The following is a 19,637-nucleotide window of genomic DNA, read 5'->3' as shown; positions in this document are numbered from 1 at the left end:
CCGCGGGCGACTGAAGTCGCCCCCACAGTCCCTCCAGCCGCCCTCCGCGCGTCCCATAAACCCCTTCAGCTTCACCCATCGGGTGATCCGGCCAGTGGCGGGCAAACCCGCGTCAGCATTGGGTTTGCGTCTGGTTCGGGGAGGACAACCGAGGAAACCAGGTTCATTCGACCCCACGGGAACTGCGCTGCCGGTCAAGGCGAGCGCAGGCCTCGAACTGAGGGAAGCGGGTTTCTCACACCCGCTCAGTCGTCCCCCAGCAGCTTGTGCTGGCGCAGGTAGGCCTGGATGATCTCCAGTCGTGAAATGGGGTCGTCCAGCTCGAGCAAGCGCTGGCGGGCCTGCACCGGGATGGGCAGGATTTCGGCCAGGCGGTAGCCCACCCAGGTGGCGTCATCGAAGCGATGAGGCAACGGGAAAGCCTCCTCTCCCGCATCGGCCACGATGGCCCGGAGCAGGGGCAGCACGTCCGCCAGGGCCTCCGGCACGGGCTGCACCGGCGGCTCGGGCAGCAGGGCGATATGCGCTGTAAGCAGCCGGTCGGGGCGCGTCGTCTGCTCGACGATGCGGAAGCGCTCGCCCCCCCGGGTGGTGATGAAGAGCAGACCGGGCTTGTCCATGTCCCAGCCAGTGATGCGGGCAATCGCCCCCACCCCGTGGGGTACCGCCGGTGCGCCCACCTCGCCGCCTTCGCGGATCAGGCATACGCCGAAGGGGGCATTGGCGCGCATGCAGCGGGCCGCCATGTCCAGGTAGCGCGCCTCGAACAGCTTGAGGGGCAGCACGCCGTCCGGAAACAGGACCGTACCCAGGGGAAAGAGGGGGATCTCGACGGTGTCGACGGTGGTGCTCATGCTTCTCGCTCCTGACGGCCTGCGCCCGGGGGTGCAGGGGGGATGTGTCACTGATGCGACGAGGGCGCCGGAATGACGTCGGCAGCCGCCTGCGCCTCCCCCCAGCGCGCCATCAGGGCGTGGGGTACGGCGAGTTGATCGAGGATGCGGGCGACGACGAAGTCCACCAGGTCGTCCACGGTTTTCGGGTGATGGTAGAAGCCCGGGTTGGGGGGCAGGATGACCACGCCCATGCGCGCCAGGCGCAGCATGTTCTCCAGGTGAAGGGCCGAGAAAGGCGTCTCCCGGGGCACCAGAATGAGCTTGCGGCCTTCCTTGATGACCACGTCGGCAGCCCGCTCGATGAGGTTGCCGGCCAGGCCCGCGGCGATGGAGGCCAGGGTGCCCATGGTGCACGGGCACACCACCATCGCATCCGGCGGGTTGGAGCCGGAGGCCGGCGGTGCGAACCATTCCTCGCGGCCGAACACCCGCAGCTGCCCCGGCGCCGCCTTGAAGCGGGCGCCGAGCTGGGCCTCCACTTCCTCCGGGCGGGCCGGCAGGGCGATGTCCATCTCCTGCCGGGCGACGATCTGGGCCACCTGGGAGTAAAGCAACCACACCCGGCAGCCAGCGGCCAGCAGGCACTCCACCAGACGCAGGCCATAAGGCATGCCCGAGGCCCCGGTGAGGGCGACAGCAATGGTTTTGTGGGCGGACGGCAAGGCGGTGGGGATCAAGGCTGAAGAGTCCTGGTTATCGGCGGGCATCCGGAGAACAGACGCGCCGGCGCGCCCGGGGTTCCCCGATACGCGCTCAATGGCGGTGGATGACCCCGATGCCTTCGTGGGCGACACCATTGGAGGCTGCGGCATGGTGGCCGTGGCGCAGGCGGTTGTGCACCTCATGGTCATGGGGCAGCCACTGCTTCACCAGCGAGCCGGCGATCATGCCGACAGCACTGGCCATCAGACCGGCCAGCTGAGCCGGGATGAAGGGATCTTCGCCGCCGGCGATGTGCACCGCCAGCCAGACGCCCACGCCGCAGCAGATCGAGGCCAGCGCGCCCTGGTTGGTGGCACGGCGCCAGTACAAGCCGCACAGCAGGGGGATGAAGGCCGCCACCAGGGTCACCTGGTAGGCGTTCTCAACCATCTTGAAGATGCTGGCGTCGGAGACCATGGCGTAGAGGGTGACCAGCACGGTGAAGCAGAAGGTCACCACGCGCATCCACAACAGCAATTTCTTGTCGGTGAGATTGGGCAGCGCCGGCCTTAGGATGTTCTCGGTGAAGGTCACCGACGGGGCCAGCAGGGTGGCCGAGGCGCAGCTCTTGATGGCCGACAGCAGGGCGCCGAAGAACAGGATCTGCGCCACCAGCGGCGCCTTGGACAGCACCAGTTCGGGCAGGATCATCTGGGAGTCGGTGTTGATCAGGCGCGACACCATGGCCGGATCAATGAGGGTGGCCGAGTAGGCCAGAAACATGGGCACGAAGGCGAAGGCGAAATACAGGGCACCGCCGAGCACCGAACCCCACACCGCGATCTTTTCGGACTTGGCCGACTGGACCCGCTGGAAGACGTCCTGCTGGGGGATGGAGCCGAGCATCATGGTCACCGCCGCGGCGATGAAGGCGATGACCTCCTTCGGATCGGCCGCCGGGAAGAAGGCGAACTTGCCCTCGTTCATGGCGTGATTCACCACCACCCCGACACCGCCGGCCATGCTGCTTACCTCCCCGCCGATCCACAGCATGCCGATGACGATGATGATCATCTGCAGAAAATCAGTGACGGCCACCGCCCACATGCCGCCAAACAGGGTGTAGATGAGGATGGTGATGGAGCCGATCCACATGCCCGCCACCTTGCTGATCTCCCCCCCCGACACCACGTTGAAGACCAGCCCCAGGGCGGTGATCTGCGCCCCGACCCAGCCCAGGTAGGAGATCACGATGGCGATGGTGGTGAGCACCTCGACGCCACGGCCATAGCGCTTCTTGTAGAAGTCGCCGATGGTCAGCAGGTTCATGCGGTAGAGGGGCGCGGCAAAGAACAGCCCCACCAGGATCAGGCACATGGACGAACCGAAGGGGTCGGCCACCACGCCACGCAGCCCCTCGTTGAGGAAGGTGGCCGGCACCCCGAGCACCGCCTCGGCCCCGAACCAGGTAGCGAACACCGTGGCGGTGACCATGTAGAAGGGCAGATGCCGGCCGGCGACGGCGAAGTCGCGGGTGTTGTGGACCCGCGTAGCGGCGATGAGACCGATGGCCACCGAGATCAGCCAGTAGGCGATGACGAACCAGAACAGCATGGGGCAACGGAAGAAGCGTTGGGGATGGACCGATTATAGGGGCGCACGGCCCGGCGGGGGCGAGCTCAACATGCGAGTCTGGCGGCAAAAACATCTGCCGGCTCGGCCCGGCCGTAATGCCAGCCCTGGAACTCGTCGCAGCCCAGCTCCCACAGGGTCGTGGCCATGGCAGCGGTTTCGACACCCTCGGCCACCAGCTTCAGCCCCAGGTTGTGGCCGAGGCCGACGATGGCGGCGACGATGGCCTTGTCTTCCGGCCCCTCGTTGATCTCGCGCACGAAGGACTGGTCCACCTTGAGCTTGTCGAGGGGGAAGCGCTTGAGATAGGCAAGGCTGGAGTAACCCGTGCCGAAATCGTCGATGGCGATGGACAGGCCGAGGGCCTTCAGCTCGGTGAGCTGGCGGGCGGCTCTTTCCACATCGCGCATCACCATGCTCTCGGTGACTTCCAGGGTCAGCAGCGCAGCCGGAATGTCGTGGCGGCGCAGCACTGCGGCCACGGTGTCGACAAAATCCGCCCGCCGGAACTGCAGGGCGGAGATGTTGGCGGCCACCGGCACCAGGCGGCGCCCCTCGGCCCGCCAGGCGGCCAGCTGGGCGCACAACATGTCGAGTACGCGGTTGCCGATGGGCAGGATCAGCCCGCTCTCCTCGGCCAGGGGGATGAAACGCCCCGGCGACACCTCGCCCAGCTCCGGGTGCGTCCAGCGCAGCAGGGCCTCGGCGCCAAGCAGGCGGCCGTCGTCGGCGGCCACCAGGGGCTGGTAGTGCAGACGCAGCTCGTTGCGCTCGAGGGCACGGCGCAGGGCGTGCTCCAGGGACAGGCGCTCGCTGGTGGGCGTGGTCATGCCGTCGGCGAAGAACTCGATGGCGTTACGCCCCTCTTCCTTGGCCCGGTACATGGCCATGTCGGCACGATCGAGCAGGGTATCGGCATCGTCGCCATCCTCCGGCCAGATGGCCACGCCGATGCTGCCGGAGAGGGTGAACTCGCAGCCCGCCAGGCGGAAGGGCTCCTCCAGGGCCCCCAGCAGCCGCCCGGCTGCCCGGGCCTGCACCTCGCGCCCACCGTCCACCGGCATCACCACCACGAACTCGTCCCCGCCGTGGCGCAGGGCGCACTCGTCCCCGTTCATCACCGACTGCAGGCGCTGGGCCACTTCCACCAGCAACTGGTCACCGATGTGATGACCAAGGGTGTCGTTGACGTTCTTGAAGCGGTCCAGGTCGAGGAAACACAGGGCCACCCGGCAGGCGTCCCGACGGGCGGCGGCGATGGCGGCGGCAACCGTGGTTTCAAGGGCCGCCCGGGACGGCAGGCCGGTGAGGAAGTCGTGACTGGCCAGGAAGCGGATGCGCGCCTCGTCGGCCTTGCGCTGGCTGATGTCGGAAAAGACCCCCACGTAGTGGGTCACCCGGCCGTCCGGGCCGCACACCGCACTCACCGACATGTCGGCCGGAAAGGTCTCCCCGTTACGGCGGCGGATCCACACCTCGCCCTTCCATGGCCCCCCCTGTGCCGCCACATCGCGGACGGTGGTGGCAAAGCCGCGTGGGTGGTGCTCCGGATCGAAGAGCACCAGGGGCTGGCCGCGCACCACGTCCTCGGTGAAACCGGTCAGGGTGGTGAAGGCCCGATTGATCATCACCACCCGGCGGTCCGGCGCCACCACCACGAAGCCCTCCGAGTTGTTCTCGAACACCCGCGCGGCCAGGTTCAGGCTCTCGTCGCGGCGATAGTTGCGCAGGGCGAAGCCGATGTCGGCGCTCATCTCGTCAAACAGGCTGACCGCGTGGGCGTCGAAGAAGCCGGCCGCCGCCTTGCGCAGCACCAGCACGCCTTCATGCCCATCCTCTCCGCTGATCGGGAAGAGCGCACAGGAGCCATCCGGAAGGCCCCTGGGGCTGGTCAGGCCGGCCCCGGCCATGGCCGCGCCATCATTGAAAACACGGGCCTCGGCGGGCACGCCCCCGGGCAGTGCCCAGGCGCCGGCGAGCACGGCCTCGGCGCCCTCACCCCAGGCGGCCAGCGGTCGCAGCACGCCGCCCTTCAGCAGGCCGATCCAGGCCAGGTCCAGATCACCGTACTCCACCGCGACACGTGCCACCTGATGCAGCAGGGTGGCGGCATCGCGGGTATGCACAATGGCCTTGTTTGTAGCCGACAGGGCTTGGTAAAGATGCGTCATGCGCCGGATGTCGCGGGCGTTGTCGCGGGCCGGCTGCAGGTCGTAGCAGGAGCCAACGAAGCCGGCGAAGACGCCATCCCCGTCAAAAAAGGGAGCGCCATGATCGGCGATCCAGTGATAGCTGCCATCGGCGGCGCGCAGGCGATATTCGCTGACCAGATTGCTGCGGGTGGCGAGGGCCTCGCTCCACGCCTTGAGACAGGTCTCCCGATCCTCCGGGTGCACCCCGTCCGCCCAGCCGCAGCCTTGCTCCTCGGTCAGGCTGCGGCCGGTGAAGTCATACCAGGCGCGGTTGAACCAGTCGCAGTCGCCGTTGGTCTTGGCCCGCCAGGCCAGATGGGGAAAGGACTCCAGCATGGCCAGGTGCTGGTCGCTGGCGCGCGCCAGTTGCCGGTTGCGGGTGCGCAGGGTGAGCAGCAGCTCGTTGAGAGCCTCGGCCAGCTCGCCGAGTTCGTCCCGGCGCATCACCGGCACGGGCAGATCGCCCCCGGTCTCCCGGCGACGAGCCAGGACGCCGCGAATGGCCCCGGCCGGGCGCAGCACATAGCGCGACACCATCAGGTAGAACAAACCGGCCACCGCGCTGAGCACCGCCCCCAGCCACAGGGACAACTGCACCACGGTATCCTGCGCGGCCTGCCACAGGCTGCCGGCATCGAGGCGCAGTTGCAGCACCCCGTCCTCGAGACGCCCGTTCTCCCCGTCGGAACCGACCAGCAGCAGTGGCTCCAGCACATCCAGGCGGCGTTCGGCCACGTCCAGGCTGCGCCAGCCCTGGCGGGACAGCAATACTTCACCGAGACGGGCCGCGATGGCCGGATCCAGGGCTTCTGCCGGCTGTCCGTGGAGACCATGATCGCTTGCGGCCACCACACGCAGCGGCGAACCGGCCAGCAGGGTTACCAGGCGCACGTCCCGGGAGGCGCCAAGCGTGGAGATGAAGCGGCGCAGATCGGCGGGTTCGCGAGCGGTCTCCGCTGCCGAATAGACCGCCGCCACCATGACGTCGGCGCGCTGGTCGACCAGGGTGCGAAAACGCTCCAGGATGCTGGCGTAGAGGATGCCGACCAGCAGCACCAGGCCCATCGCCCATACCCCCAGCAGCGGCCCCATCAGGCGCCAGCGCAAGGACAGGAAGCGCGGCTTGCTCACATGCATGGTCTGATGCCGCTCCGCCTCATGCACTGATACCGTTCGCGGCGATCAGCTCGCGGGCGATGAGGAAATCCTTCAGGGTCCGGCTCTGGCGCAACTGGGCCAGCGCCATCATGGCGCCCTGCAGCTGATTGAGAGAGCGCTCCACCGGGCCGCCGGGGGCGAGCAGTTCGGGCTGCTCCTTGCGGCTCACGTAGTGCAGGCCGGCAAGGGTCTGGCGCAGCTCGTCGACGCTCATGTTCTCGCGGCGGGCCATGATGGCGTGGGCTTCGTCCGGGTTGGCTTCCATGAAGGCCATGGCCCGGTAATAAGCACCGACGAAGGCCTGCACTTCATTGCCCCGGCGGGCCACGAAACCCCCGTCAAAGACCAGCGTATCCACCACCTGGCCGGGCACCTGGCCGCTGTGAAAGACCACCTTGCCGCCCTTCTCTAGCAGGCGGTTGGACTCCGGCGGAAAGCACACTGCCCCGGCCACCAGCCCGTCGGCGAAGGCCGCGGGCATGGCGTTCTGCGGCATGGGCACCAGGGCCACGTCGCGCACTGTCAGCTGCACGCTGTCGAGAGCCAGGGCCAGCAGTTGGATGTGCAGGGTGCCGGGTTCGATGGCCACCCGGCGGCCGCGCAGGTCGGCCAGGCTCTTCACCGAGCCCGCGGCAATCAGGACGTCGGCGCCGTTCGAGTAATCCACCACGGCAGCGATCTGCGGTCGCAGCCCGGACTGATCGGCCGCCAGCAGGATCTCCACCAGGGTGGCACCGCAGCCATCCACCTGACCGCGCTCGAAAGCACGCCGGGAGGCGCCGATGGAGGTCAGATCCACCAGCGCCACCTCTATCCCCGCATCCCGGAAATAGCCCTTGTCCCGGGCGACGTAGAGCGGGTCGTAGCCGGGCCAGGGATTGGTGGCGAACTTGATAGGCTCCTCGTAACTGGCGCTGCAGCCGCCACTGCTACCGAGCAGGAGGCAGGCCGAGCCGAGTCCGGCACTCAGAAAACGACGGCGGGGCAGAGAAGGAAGCATGGCCGGGGCGAGTCGGATTAGTGCCGAAAGTATGCCCGAGCCGGCACCGAAATCCCATTCGGTTCGTGTGGGATTCACATTTGTCTGACGCACACCGGCCCCCCGTTGACCCCGGTCAAGGCTAGCCGGGGTGACCCCGCCTATAGTCCGCCCGCGTCATTTCCGCTGCCTGCTGCCCATGACTTCTCCCCGCCCCATCGAGCTGGTCTGCCCTGCCGGCAGCCTGCCCGCCCTCAAGACGGCCATCGACCACGGCGCCGACTGCGTCTATCTCGGTTTCAAGGACGCCACCAACGCCCGCAACTTCAGCGGCCTCAACTTTGACGACAAGGCCATGGCCGAGGGCGTGCGCTACGCCCACGACCGGGGCCGCAAGGTGCTGCTGGCCCTCAACACCTATCCCCAGACCGACAACTGGCAGCGCTGGACCGGCGCCGTCGACCGGGCCGCAGCCTTCGGTATCGACGCGGTCATCCTGGCCGACCCGGGCCTCATGGCCTACGCCCGCAAGACCCACCCGGACCTGCGCCTGCACCTGTCGGTGCAAGGCTCGGCCACCAGCTACGACGCCATCAACTTCTACCACGAGCACTTCGGCATCTCCCGCGCGGTGCTACCGCGGGTGCTGTCCCTGGCCCAGGTCGAACAGGTGATCGCCAGCACGCCAGTGGAGATCGAAGTCTTCGGCTTTGGCGGCCTGTGCGTGATGGTCGAGGGGCGCTGCGCCCTGTCGGCCTACGCCACCGGCGAGTCCCCCAACTGCGACGGCGCCTGCTCGCCCGGCAAGCATGTGCGCTGGGAGCAAACCCCCAAGGGCATGGAGACGCGCCTCAACGGCATTCTCATCGACCGCTTCGCCGACGGCGAGCGGGCAGGCTACCCGACCCTGTGCAAGGGCCGCTTCGAAGTCAACGACGAGACCTACTACGCCATCGAGGAACCCACCAGCCTCAACACCCTCGAGCTGCTGCCCGAGCTGGCCCGCATCGGCGTGCGCGCCATCAAGATCGAAGGCCGCCAGCGCAGCCCGGCCTACGTGGCGCAGGTCACCAAGGTATGGCGCGCCGCCATCGACCGCGTCCTTGCCGGCGGCCAACCCTTCCGCGTCGAAGCGGCCTGGATGGCCGAACTCAACAAGGTCTCCGAAGGCCAGAGCCACACCCTTGGCGCCTACTACCGCCCCTGGAAATAAGCACGATGAAGATCGCCCTCGGCCCACTTCTCTACTACTGGCCCCGCCAATCCACCCTGGCCTTTTACGCCGACATGGCCGACGCCCCGGTGGATGTCGTCTACCTGGGCGAGACCGTGTGCTCGCGCCGTCATGAACTGCGCCTGTCCGACTGGCTGGAGGTGGCCGAGATCCTGACGGCCTCGGGCAAGGAAGTCGTGCTGTCCAGCCAGGTGCTGGTGGAGTCCGAGTCCGACCTGAAGACCCTGCGCCGCATCGTCGCCAACGGCAACTTCCGGGTCGAGGCCAACGACATGGGGGCAGTGCGCCTGCTCTCCAGCGGCGACGCCCCCGCCCGCGACTGGATCGCGGGCCCCACCCTGAACATCTTCAACCCTACCACCCTGGACCTCTTTGCCAACCTCGGTGCCACCCGCTGGGTCGCCCCGCCGGAGATGTCCCGGGATCAGATCCGCGCCCTGCGCGACGGGCTGGGCCACGACATGGAAGTGGAGATCTTTGCCCACGGGCGCCTGCCCCTGGCCTACTCGGCCCGCTGCTTCACCGCCCGCCACTACAACCTGCAGAAGGACACCTGCGAATTCCGCTGCCTCGAGTTCGCCGACGGCATCCCCCTGAAGACCCGCGAAGGTGCGCCCTTCCTCACCCTGAACGGCATCCAGACCCAGTCCGCCCAGGTGCACACCCTGCTCGGCGACCTGCCCGGGGTCTGCGCCGAGGGCGTCGACCTGCTGCGCATCAGCCCCCAGGGTGCCCACACCCCTGAGATCCTGCAGCTCTTCCGCCAGGCCCTCGATGGCCTCATCCCCCCGGCTGACGCCCTCCATGAGGCCCTGCCCCTGCTGCCCGCCGAGCCCTGCAACGGCTTCTGGCATGGCCGGCCGGGTGTCGAACAGCGCGTCCCCACCTGAACCTCCTGCGGAGCCCCACAGCATGAAGATCCCCGCCTTCACCCTGCCCACCCCTCTGGCCCGCCTGGGTGCCCGCCTGCCCCAGCTGCCGCCCACCCTGGCCCTGGTAGCCGGCCTCAACCTGGCCCTCGACCGGGTGCTCCCCCGGGACACCCTCGAACCCCTCACCGGCAAGCGCCTGCTGCTCAAGGTCACCGACGCCGGCATGGCCCTGCGCTTCACCCTCACCCCGCGGGGTTTCAGGCCCCTCCTCGACAGCGGCGCACCGGATCTCACCATTTCCGCCACCACCCGCGACTACCTGGCCCTGGCCCTGCGCGAGGAAGACCCGGACACCCTGTTCTTCAGCCGGCGCCTGCTGATGGAAGGCGAGACCGACCTGGGTCTGCTGGTCAAGAACACCCTGGACGCCGTGGACTGGGACAGCGTGAGCACCCGGCTGGCAGCCCTCAAGCTGCCCTTCGCCGGGCAGCTGTTTGCCAGGACGCACTGAGCCGCGGCCCCTGCCTCCGGCCGGGGCCTCCCGGCCAGAGATCCTTGCTCCGCCTCATCCTCGGGCTAGAATGGCCGCGACACGCCATTCTCCCAGCCCATGCCCCTTCAACGCCGCAGCTCCCCTCTTGCCGCCTATTTCGCCGCTGCCATCGGGGTGCTGATCGTCTACGCCTGCCTACATCCCTTTTCAGGCTGGCGTGATCCGGGCCTGCCGGCCTTCGAGTTCCTCAGCGCTCCCTGGCCCCGCTACTACACCTGGGTGGACCTGACGGTGAACGTGATCGGCATCGTGCCCTTCAGCTTCGCCCTGGTCTCGGCCCTGCCCGGGCGCCTGCCCCGCGCCGGGGCGGTGGCGCTGGCGGTAGTCCTGACCTGCCTGCTCAGCCTGTCCGTGGAGACACTGCAGAACTTCCTGCCCAGCCGGGTGCCCTCCAACGTGGATGTGGGCTGCAACACCCTGGGCGGGCTGCTCGGCGCCCTGGCCGGCGGGCGCTGGGGCGGCAGCCTGTTCGACCCTCGCAGCGGCCTGACCCGCTGGCGGCGCAAACGCATCGTGGCCGGCCACCCCGGGGAGATCGGCCTGGTGCTGATGGGCCTGTGGCTATTGACCCTTCTGACCCCGGAGAACCTGCTCTTCGCCAGCGGTGACCTGCGCCAGTTGCTGGATCTGCCGACCCCGCTACAGTTCAACCCGGTGCGCTTCGTCAAGGTGGAGGCCGCCATTGCCGCCTGCCAGCTGCTCGCCGTGGGGCTGACGGCGCGCTGCATGATGCGTCAATTCAGCCCCTGGCCGCTGGCCCTGCTGGTGCTCCTTGGCCTGGGCGCCAAGACTCTCGCCGCGGCGGCCTTCTTCTCCCCCGGTGACCCCTTTCACTGGGCCACCCCGGGCGGGCAGCTCGGGCTGGCTGCCGGAGCGGCGCTGCTCGGCCTATGCCTGCTGCTGCCGGCTCGCAGCCACACCATGCTGGCCGGACTGGCCCTGCTACTGGGCACGGCGCTGGTCAACCTGGCCCCCGAGAACCCCTTCCTGCCCAGCGACATCACCCTCATCCGGCAAGGCAACTTTCTCAATTTCCACGGTCTGACCCAGCTCACCGCCAGCCTGTGGCCCTTTATCACCTTCGCCTACCTGGGCCTGCTGGGTGCCAGTACCCCGCGGGACAGCTACCGGGTGCATTGAAAGACGCCACCGGACAGACGATTGATTGATAATCGCGGACACATTCAGGACCAGAGCTGGCGCCCAAACCGGAGACCCCATGAGCTACTTCAAGCACCACGTTTTTTTCTGCTGCAACCAGCGCGCCGAAGGTGAAAGCTGCTGCGCCGCCCAGGGCGCCGTCGAACTCCAGACCTACGCCAAGGACCGCATCGCCGCCCTCGGCCTCAAAGGCAAGGGCAAGGTGCGCATCAACAAGGCCGGCTGCCTCGACCGCTGCGACGAGGGCCCGGTGCTGGTGGTGTACCCGGACAACGTCTGGTACACCCTTGTGGACAAGACCGACGTGGACGAGATCATCTCCGAGCACCTGCAGAACGGCCGCGTCGTCGAGCGCCTGAAGATCTGACCATGGCCACCGAGAACGCCCTCATCAACGGGCCGGACGGCCCCATAGAGCTGATCATCGACACGCCGGACCACGTGCGCGGCATCGCCCTGGTGTGCCACCCGCACCCGCTGTTCCATGGCGCCAACACCAACAAGGTCGCCCACACCCTGGCGCGGGTGTTCCGTGATCTGGGCTACGCCGCACTACGCCCCAACTTCCGTGGCGTCGGCAAGAGCGTCGGCGAGCACGACAACGGCATCGCCGAGACCGAAGACATGCTCACGGTGATCAGCTGGGCCCAGAGCCGCTGGGGCGGCCTGCCCCTGGCCCTGGGTGGTTTCTCCTTCGGCGCCTATGTGCAGACCCGTGTCGCCGCCCGCCTGGCCGACGGGGTCACGCCGGCCAGGCGCATCGTGCTGGTGGGCACGGCCGCCGGCCAGGTCACCGGGGCACGCAGCTACACCACCCTGCCAGTGGCGAAGGACAGCCTGATCATCCACGGCGAGCGGGACGAGACCGTCGCCCTCGCCAACGTGCTGGCCTGGGCCGAACCCCAGGAGCTGCCGGTGGTGGTGGTCCCCGGTGCCGACCACTTCTTCCACGGAAAGCTGCACATCATCCGCAACATCATCGATCGCGCCTGGGAGCCCCTGCCATGAAACTCGTTGCATCCCTCACCAGCCCCTACGCCCGCAAGATCCGGGTCGCCCTGGCCGAGAAGGGCCTGCCCTTCACCCTCGAGGTGGACATCCCCTGGCTGGCCGAAACCTCGGTGCCCGACTACAACCCCCTCGGCAAGGTGCCCGCGCTGGTCGCCGACGACGGTGAGGTGTGGTACGACTCGCCGGTGATCGCCGAATATCTGGAAACCCTGGGCGGCTCACTCCTGCTGCCCGCCGAGCGCACGGCCGTGCTGCCGGTGCGCCAGACCGAGGCCCTGGCCGATGGCATCACCGACGCTGCCGTGGCCGCCTTCCTGGAAAGCCGCCGCCCCGCCGGGCAACAGGACGCCGCCAGCATCGAACGCCAGATCACCAAGATCCACCGCGGCCTGGCCGCCCTGGAGCAACGCCTGGTGGCCCGCAAGGGCTTTGGCGAGGTCAGCCTCGGCCTGGGTGACATTGCCGTCGCCTGCGCCCTGGGCTACCTGGACTTCCGCTTCGCCCAGCTGGTCTGGCGCAGCACCCACCCCGAGCTGGCGGCGTGGGCAGCGAATGTACTGGCCCGCCCCTCCTTCGTCGAAACCACACCGCCGCCGGCCTGATGCCACTCGAGATCAAGGGCCTCGTCAAGCGTTTTGGCACCGGCACCGAGGCCAAGGAGGTGGTACGCGGGCTCGACCTGACCCTGCAGCGGGGTGAGTGCTTTGCCCTGCTCGGCCCCAACGGCGCCGGCAAGACCACCACCCTGCGCTGCGCCCTCGGCCTCGCCGCGGCCAGCGCCGGCAGCATCCGCCTGTGCGGCCTGCCTGTGCCCGAACAGGCCCGTGAAGCCCGTGCCCGGGTTGGCGTGGTACCGCAGATGGACAGCCTCGACCCCGACTTCACCTGCGCCGAGAACCTCATCGTCTTTGCCGGCTACTTCGGCATCCGCGAGAGCGAGATCCGCCCGCGGGTGCCCGAACTCCTCGCCTTTGCCGGCCTGGAGGGCAAGGAGACAGCCCGCATCCAGTCCCTCTCGGGCGGCATGAAGCGGCGCCTGACCCTGGCCCGGGCGCTGGTCAATCGCCCCGAACTGCTGGTCCTCGACGAGCCCACCACCGGCCTCGACCCCCAGGCCCGCCACCTGATCTGGGAGCGCCTGCGCCGGCTCACCGCCGAGGGCACCACCATCCTGCTGACCACCCACTTCATGGACGAAGCCGAACGGCTGGCCCATCGCCTGGCCATTCTCGACACGGGCCGCATCCTCGCCCAGGGCAGCCCGCGGGAGGTCATCGCCGCCCACATCGAGCCCCAGGTGGTCGAAGTCTTCGGAGACTGGGCCACCGGCGAGGACGCCGGCGCATCCGGTGCCGCCGCCTGGGCCACCGCCCACGCGGCCCCCCTGAGCCGGCGCTGCGAGATCAGCGGCGAGACCGCCTTCTGTTACACCGATGATGCCGCCCCGCTGCTGGCCCACCTGGCCCACCAGCCCGGCCTGCGTACCCTGCACCGACCGGCCAACCTGGAAGACGTGTTCCTCAAGCTCACCGGCCGGGAGCTGCGGGATTGACCGCCGCGTCCGCCCTGCACACCGATCCGGGCATGGCGCCGCGCCATGGACAGTCCGGAACGGTCCGCCTATCCTGAAGCCATGCCTCAGGGCTTCTCCCCCCTCCCGGATACCCTCGACTGTGCCGAGATCCTCGACCAGTTGCCGATTGCCCTCGCCCTGATCGATGCATCCAGCGGATGCTTCGTCAGGACCAACGAAGCTTTCCGGGAGCAATTCGGACGCCCGGACAGCAGTTTCGCCAGCTGGTGGGCCACCGTGCATCGGGCGCCTACCGCCCCGGCAGATGCCGCGGCGGTCTGCCCGGAACTACCCGACAGCGTGCACCGGGAAATCGTCGAGTCCGACGTGTACGGCAAGGATGGCAGCCAGCACCACATCCGCACCCAGATCCGGCTGTATGGCAAACACCTGCTGCTGTGCTTCGTCGACCTCACCGACAGCGACAACCGCCAGGACCTGCTACGCCAGGCCCTGGCCGAGATGGAGGCCCGCTCCATCACCGACCCCCTCACCGGCCTGCTGACCCGTCGCCGTCTGGAGGAAGCATCCCTGAGCGAGATGCACCGCTTCCGCCGCTTCGGGCATCCCATTTCGCTGATCATCGCCGACATCGATCACTTCAAACTCATCAACGACACCTTCGGCCACCCCGTTGGCGATACGGTGCTGGTGGAGTTTGCCCTGCGCCTGGCCGGCGAATGCCGCGATCTCGACGTGATCGGGCGCTACGGGGGCGAGGAGTTCGTGATCCTTCTGCCCAGCACGCCCCTGGCCGGCGCCTTCACCCTGGCCAACAAGCTGCGCACCGCCATCAGCCAGGCCCCCTTCGATCAGGTCGGGCCGCTCAGTGCCAGCTTCGGCGTAGCGGAATGCGTGGCGGGGGAAGACTGGAGCAGCTGGATGACCCGGGCCGACAAGGCCCTCTACCGGGCCAAGAACCAGGGCCGCAACCGGGTCGTGGCCGCGCCGGAAAGCGCCTTCGACGAGCGCAGCATCAAGCACCGCAACCGCCTGGACCGCCTGACCTGGGAGGACGGCCACTGTGTCGGCGATCCGGTCATCGACGCCCAGCACCACCACCTGTTCGAGCTGGCCAACCGCCTGCTCAACCTGGTCCGGGAAGCGGGCCCTCCGGCCGAGCTCCACACCACCATCCGGGCCCTGGTGCAAGCCACCAGCCGCCATTTTCGTGACGAGGAAGCCATCCTGACGGCGGTGGACTACCCCCGACGCGAACAACACGCCAAGGCCCACCGCATCCTGTCGGCCAAGCTCGATGCCCTCTCCAGTCAAAGCGCCCTGGGCACGCTGCCCACGTCAAAGCTGATCGAATTCCTCGCCTACGACCTGGTGGACCACCACGCCCTCGGCGCCGACCGGGACTTCATCCCGTGGCTGCGCCGCGCCTCCCGGGACGAACCCGGTGTCCAGAACTGAAACCCCGTCGATGCCCCCCGCCGCCAAGCTCTCGCATTTCGCCCCCCCGCAACTGTCCCTGCGCCTCATCGCCGTATGGCGGCGCAACTTTCTGGTTTGGAAGAAGCTGGCCCTGCCCTCCATCGTCGGCAACCTGGCCGACCCGGTGATCTACATGCTCGGCCTGGGCTACGGCCTCGGCCTGCTGGTACCGGAGGTCGAGGGCGTCTCCTACATCGCCTTCCTGGCCGGTGGCACCCTGGCCTACTCCACCATGAACGCCGCCACCTTCGAGGCCCTGTACTCGGGTTTCTCGCGCATGCACGTGCAGAAGACCTGGGAGGCCATCATGAACGCCCCCATCGCCCTCGACGACATCGTGGCGGCCGAACTGGTGTGGGCCGCCTCCAAATCCTGCCTGGCCGGGGTGGCCATCCTGGCGGTGATCGCCGCCTTCGGCTTCACCGCCTCGCCCCTGGCCCTGGCCGCCATCCCGGTGGTCTTCCTCACCGGCCTGTGCTTTGCCGCCCTCGGCCTGATCATGACTGCCCTGGCGCCGAGCTATGATTTCTTCATGTACTACTTCACCCTGTTCATCACCCCGATGACCCTGCTGTCCGGCGTGTTCTTCCCTCAGGGCCAGCTCCCGGAGAGCGTGCAGGTCATCGCGTCGGCGCTGCCCCTGAGCCACGCGGTCAGCCTGATCCGCCCCCTGCTGCTCGGTCATGTGCCGGCCCAGATCGGCCTGCACCTGGGCGTTCTCGCCCTCATCACGGTGCTGGCCTTCTGGCTGGCCCTGGGTCTCACCCGCCGTCGCCTGCTCAAGTAAGCCATGACCACCCCCGAAGAAACCCTGCTCGTCCTCACCAACCTGCCCGACGCCGACACCGCCAAGGCCGTGGCCCGCCAGTTGGTGGAGCAGCGCCTCGCCGCCTGCGTAAACATCCTCGCCCCCTGCACCTCGGTGTACCGCTGGCAGGATCAGGTCGAGAACGCCGCCGAGGTGCCCATGCTGATCAAGACCACCCTGCTGCGCTACCCGGCCCTGCAGGCAGCGCTGACCGAGGCCCACCCCTACGAACTTCCCGAGATCATCGCGATCCCACTGCACAAGGGCCTACCCGCCTACCTGGCGTGGATCGGCGCCGAGACCGTCGAACACCTGCCCTGAACACGCGATTCTTGATCCATCCGGGGGCAGTGATGCCCCCTGTGTCCGTAAACTGCTGGCCATGATCCGACTACCCACCTTTCTTCTCGCGCTGCTGCTGTCCCTGTGCGGCCTTCTGGCTCACGCCCAGGAGCCTCTCCCGGCCGAACAGGCCTTCCGCGCCTCGGCCCGGGCCCTCGACGACAAGACCGTGGAGGTGCGCTTCCAGATCGCCGACGGCTACTACCTCTATCGCCACCGCTTCCAGTTCGCCGCCGAGGGCATCAGCTTCAGTGCGCCGGCCCTGCCCCCGGGCAAACCCAAGAAGGACGACGCCTTTGGCGAAGTGGAGATCTACCGCAAGGAACTCGTGTTCGCCCTTCCGGTGAGCGCCGGCCAGCCGCCCTTCGACCTGCAGCTCACCAGTCAGGGTTGCGCCGACATCGGCATCTGCTACCCGCCCCAAACCACCACCGTCAGCGTGGCCTTAGCCAGTAGCGGCAGCGGCACGGGCGGCTTCCTGGCCCGCGCCCTGGGCAGCGGCGACAGCCCGGCCAGCAGCGCCACCCCGGCCGCCGAGCATGACGAATCCGGGCGCATTGCGCGCCTGCTCGACGGCAGCGGCACCGCCGTCATCCTGGCCAGCTTCTTCGGCTTCGGCCTGCTCCTCACCTTCACCCCCTGCGTGTTCCCGATGATCCCCATCCTGTCCGGGATCATCGTCGGCCACGGCCACGCCATCTCCAAAGGCCGCGCCTTCGGCCTGTCGAGCCTGTACGTGCTGGGCATGGCCCTCACCTACGCCGCGGCGGGCGTGGCGGCCGGCCTGTCCGGCACCCTGCTGTCGGCGGCCCTGCAGAACCCGTGGGTGCTCGGTGCTTTCGCCCTAGTTTTCGTGGTGCTGGCCCTGTCCATGTTCGGCTTCTACGAATTGCAGCTGCCCACCGCCCTGCAGAGCCGCCTGTCCGACAACGCCAACCACCAGAAGGGCGGATCCCCCGGCGGCGTCATCGCCATGGGCGCCCTGTCGGCCCTGATCGTCGGGCCCTGCGTGGCCGCCCCGCTGGCCGGCGCCCTGCTCTACATCGCCCAGACCGGTAACGCCGTGCTGGGTGGCGCGGCCCTGTTCACCATGGCCCTCGGCATGGGCGCACCGCTGATCGTCGTCGGCGTGCTGGCCCGCAGCGCCCTGCCCAAACCCGGCCCGTGGATGGAAGGCGTCAAGCGGGCCTTCGGCGTGATGCTGCTGGGCGTCGCCATCTGGCTGCTCACCCCGGTGCTGCCGAGCATCGTGCCCATGCTGGCCTGGGCTGGCCTGCTGGTGTTCTCGGCCATCTACCTGCACGCTCTCGACCCCCTGCCCGCCCACGCCAGCGGCTGGCAGCGTTTCTGGAAGGGCTTCGGCGTGATCGCCCTGCTGGCCGGCGCGGCCCTGTTCATCGGTGCCCTGGCCGGCTCCCGCGATCCGCTGCAGCCCCTGGCCATCCTGCGTGCCCAGGCGGCAAGCAGTGCCCCGGCTGCAGCCGAAACAAAGTTCCAGCGCGTCGCCTCGGTGGAAGAGCTCGACCAGATCCTCAAGACCGCCACCCGCCCGGTGATGCTCGATTTCTATGCCGACTGGTGCATCTCCTGCAAGGAGATGGAGCGCTTCACCTTCGCCGACCCGGCCGTGGCCCGCCGGCTGGAAGGCTTCCAGCTGATCCAGGCCGACGTCACCGCCAACTCCGACGCCGACAAGGCCCTGCTCAAGCGCTTCAAGCTCTTCGGCCCGCCGGGCATCATCTTCTTCGACGCCGACGGCGCCGAACGCAAGAACCTGCGGGTGGTGGGCTTCCAGAATGCGGAGACCTTCGGCAAGGTGCTGGAAGCCGCCCTGTAGGGGCAGGGTAGGGGCGACTTCAGTCGCCCGCGGATTTCGATCAAGGGCATGCCTGTGATCAACGCTCGATGGGCGACTAAAGTCGCCCCTACGAGTCGCCCCTACTAGTCGCCCCTACTAGTCGCCCCCGCAGTCGCCCCGACAGGCAGCAGGAAATACTCAAGATTCCCCGCTTCGATCCGCTATAATCCCCAGCCTTGATTCGAGGAGCGCTGCAAGACCACCGGGTGCAATGCCCGCAGTCCCAGGCTCGATGTCAGTGCCAGCACATCGGCACCAGAAACCGCGCTCACCCGTCCATGCTTTGTTTGCAAACCCGTGCCGGGCACGGGGAGACGTGGTGAGCCCTTGATGATCAGCCACCCGTAGTCCCTTCCCGGCCACACGTTCGAGGAGTTCTCATGAACACTGTGGCTGAAAAGTTCACCGATTTTGTCATTGCCGATCTCTCCCTGGCCGACTGGGGCCGCAAGGAGATCCGGATCGCCGAAACCGAAATGCCGGGCCTGATGGCCATCCGCGACGAGTTCGCCGCGGCCCAGCCCCTCAAGGGCGCGCGCATCACCGGCTCCCTGCACATGACCATCCAGACCGCCGTGCTGATCGAGACGCTGACCGCGCTCGGCGCGGAAGTGCGCTGGGCCTCCTGCAACATCTTCAGCACCCAGGACCACGCCGCCGCCGCCATCGCCGCCCAGAACATCCCGGTGTTCGCCGTGAAGGGCGAATCCCTGACCGACTACTGGGACTACACCCATCGCATCTTCGAGTGGGCCGACGGCGGTTTCTCCAACATGATCCTCGACGACGGTGGCGACGCGACCCTGCTGCTGCACCTGGGCGCCCGCGCCGAGAAGGACCTGTCGGTGATCGCCAAGCCGTCCTCGGAAGAAGAGACCATTCTCTTTGCCGCCATCGAGGCCAAGCTGGCCGTGGACCCGACCTGGTACTCCGTACGTCTGGCCGCCATCAAGGGCGTGACCGAAGAGACCACCACCGGCGTGCATCGCCTTTACCAGATGCACCAGCGCGGCGAGCTCAAGTTCCCGGCCATCAACGTCAATGATTCGGTCACCAAGTCCAAGTTCGATAACCTCTACGGCTGTCGCGAATCGCTGGTGGACGGCATCAAGCGCGCCACCGACGTGATGATTGCCGGCAAAGTCGCCGTGGTGTGCGGCTATGGCGACGTGGGCAAGGGCTCGGCCCAGGCCATGCGCGCCCTGTCGGCACAAGTCTGGGTTACCGAAATCGACCCGATCTGCGCCCTGCAGGCCGCCATGGAAGGCTACCGCGTCGTGACCATG

At 68.0% G+C, this 19,637-nt stretch carries 18 protein-coding genes and 1 riboswitch; of the genes, 13 read left to right on the top strand and 5 right to left on the bottom strand.

Annotated elements, in window-relative coordinates; genetic code table 11:
• Nucleotides 1-245: 245 nt before the first annotated feature.
• From ACIQ09_RS16625 to ACIQ09_RS16605, 5 genes are all read right to left on the bottom strand, one after another.
• Nucleotides 246-854: an LON peptidase substrate-binding domain-containing protein gene (locus tag ACIQ09_RS16625; RefSeq protein WP_398312342.1), complete on the bottom strand. Its 609-nt coding sequence runs from the start codon at nt 852-854 to the stop codon at nt 246-248.
• 47 nt (nt 855-901) lie between these two features.
• The gene (locus ACIQ09_RS16620; protein ID WP_398312339.1) at nt 902-1,573 is read right to left on the bottom strand and encodes a flavin prenyltransferase UbiX; all 672 of its coding nucleotides are present in this window, start codon (nt 1,571-1,573) and stop codon (nt 902-904) included.
• A 76-nt stretch (nt 1,574-1,649) separates the two neighbouring features.
• Nucleotides 1,650-3,152 carry a sodium:solute symporter family protein gene (locus ACIQ09_RS16615; protein WP_398312336.1) on the bottom strand — a complete coding sequence of 501 codons (1,503 nt, stop codon included), beginning with the start codon at nt 3,150-3,152 and terminating at the stop codon, nt 1,650-1,652.
• Between the two features lie 65 nt (nt 3,153-3,217).
• Nucleotides 3,218-6,499: an EAL domain-containing protein gene (locus ACIQ09_RS16610; RefSeq protein WP_398312333.1), complete on the bottom strand. Its 3,282-nt coding sequence runs from the start codon at nt 6,497-6,499 to the stop codon at nt 3,218-3,220.
• A 19-nt stretch (nt 6,500-6,518) separates the two neighbouring features.
• Nucleotides 6,519-7,520, bottom strand: coding sequence for an ABC transporter substrate-binding protein (locus ACIQ09_RS16605; protein ID WP_398312330.1), 1,002 nt, complete (start codon nt 7,518-7,520; stop codon nt 6,519-6,521).
• 178 nt (nt 7,521-7,698) lie between these two features.
• On the opposite strand from ACIQ09_RS16605, the gene ACIQ09_RS16600 reads away from it, so the two are divergent.
• The 13 genes from ACIQ09_RS16600 to ACIQ09_RS16540 all read left to right on the top strand — a co-directional run.
• Nucleotides 7,699-8,712, top strand: a complete 1,014-nt coding sequence (locus tag ACIQ09_RS16600) for a peptidase U32 family protein (RefSeq protein ID WP_398312327.1) — start codon at nt 7,699-7,701, stop codon at nt 8,710-8,712.
• A 5-nt stretch (nt 8,713-8,717) separates the two neighbouring features.
• Nucleotides 8,718-9,623 carry a U32 family peptidase gene (locus tag ACIQ09_RS16595; protein WP_398312324.1) on the top strand — a complete coding sequence of 302 codons (906 nt, stop codon included), beginning with the start codon at nt 8,718-8,720 and terminating at the stop codon, nt 9,621-9,623.
• A gap of 22 nt (nt 9,624-9,645) precedes the next feature.
• Entirely contained in the window at nt 9,646-10,116 is a 471-nt protein-coding gene (locus ACIQ09_RS16590) for an SCP2 domain-containing protein (RefSeq protein WP_398312321.1), read from the top strand.
• A 99-nt stretch (nt 10,117-10,215) separates the two neighbouring features.
• Nucleotides 10,216-11,298, top strand: a complete 1,083-nt coding sequence (locus ACIQ09_RS16585) for a VanZ family protein (RefSeq protein ID WP_398312318.1) — start codon at nt 10,216-10,218, stop codon at nt 11,296-11,298.
• Between the two features lie 79 nt (nt 11,299-11,377).
• Nucleotides 11,378-11,686 (top strand): (2Fe-2S) ferredoxin domain-containing protein, encoded by a 309-nt coding sequence (locus tag ACIQ09_RS16580; RefSeq protein WP_398312315.1) that lies wholly within the window; start codon nt 11,378-11,380, stop codon nt 11,684-11,686.
• Between the two features lie 2 nt (nt 11,687-11,688).
• On the top strand, nt 11,689-12,327 hold the full coding sequence (locus tag ACIQ09_RS16575) for an alpha/beta hydrolase (protein ID WP_398312312.1): 639 nt from the start codon (nt 11,689-11,691) through the stop codon (nt 12,325-12,327).
• Nucleotides 12,324-12,932 (top strand): glutathione S-transferase, encoded by a 609-nt coding sequence (locus ACIQ09_RS16570; RefSeq protein ID WP_398312309.1) that lies wholly within the window; start codon nt 12,324-12,326, stop codon nt 12,930-12,932. The genes ACIQ09_RS16575 and ACIQ09_RS16570 overlap by 4 nt, the downstream gene beginning before the upstream one ends.
• A complete protein-coding gene (locus ACIQ09_RS16565) occupies nt 12,932-13,882 on the top strand; it encodes an ATP-binding cassette domain-containing protein (RefSeq protein WP_398312306.1) in 951 nt (316 codons plus the stop codon). Before ACIQ09_RS16570 ends, ACIQ09_RS16565 begins: the two co-directional genes overlap by 1 nt.
• 45 nt (nt 13,883-13,927) lie before the next feature.
• Complete coding sequence (locus ACIQ09_RS16560) at nt 13,928-15,322, top strand: diguanylate cyclase (RefSeq protein ID WP_398312303.1); 1,395 nt, start codon at nt 13,928-13,930, stop codon at nt 15,320-15,322.
• On the top strand, nt 15,309-16,130 hold the full coding sequence (locus ACIQ09_RS16555) for an ABC transporter permease (protein WP_398312300.1): 822 nt from the start codon (nt 15,309-15,311) through the stop codon (nt 16,128-16,130). The genes ACIQ09_RS16560 and ACIQ09_RS16555 overlap by 14 nt, the downstream gene beginning before the upstream one ends.
• Nucleotides 16,131-16,133: 3 nt before the next feature.
• Complete coding sequence (gene cutA, locus ACIQ09_RS16550) at nt 16,134-16,472, top strand: divalent-cation tolerance protein CutA (RefSeq protein WP_398312297.1); 339 nt, start codon at nt 16,134-16,136, stop codon at nt 16,470-16,472.
• 61 nt (nt 16,473-16,533) lie between these two features.
• Nucleotides 16,534-18,330 carry a protein-disulfide reductase DsbD gene (gene dsbD / locus ACIQ09_RS16545; RefSeq protein WP_398312294.1) on the top strand — a complete coding sequence of 599 codons (1,797 nt, stop codon included), beginning with the start codon at nt 16,534-16,536 and terminating at the stop codon, nt 18,328-18,330.
• A 198-nt stretch (nt 18,331-18,528) separates the two neighbouring features.
• A riboswitch (S-adenosyl-L-homocysteine riboswitch) is annotated at nt 18,529-18,628 on the top strand.
• Between the two features lie 103 nt (nt 18,629-18,731).
• Nucleotides 18,732-19,637, top strand: a 906-nt coding sequence (locus tag ACIQ09_RS16540) for an adenosylhomocysteinase (protein WP_398312291.1), incomplete at its 3' end; no start/stop codon positions are given.

This window comes from Zoogloea sp. (assembly GCF_044344315.1).
Classification (GTDB): domain Bacteria; phylum Pseudomonadota; class Gammaproteobacteria; order Burkholderiales; family Rhodocyclaceae; genus Zoogloea.
Note: the sequence above shows the minus strand (reverse complement) of the source record. Positions and strands in the feature narration are given on the sequence as shown.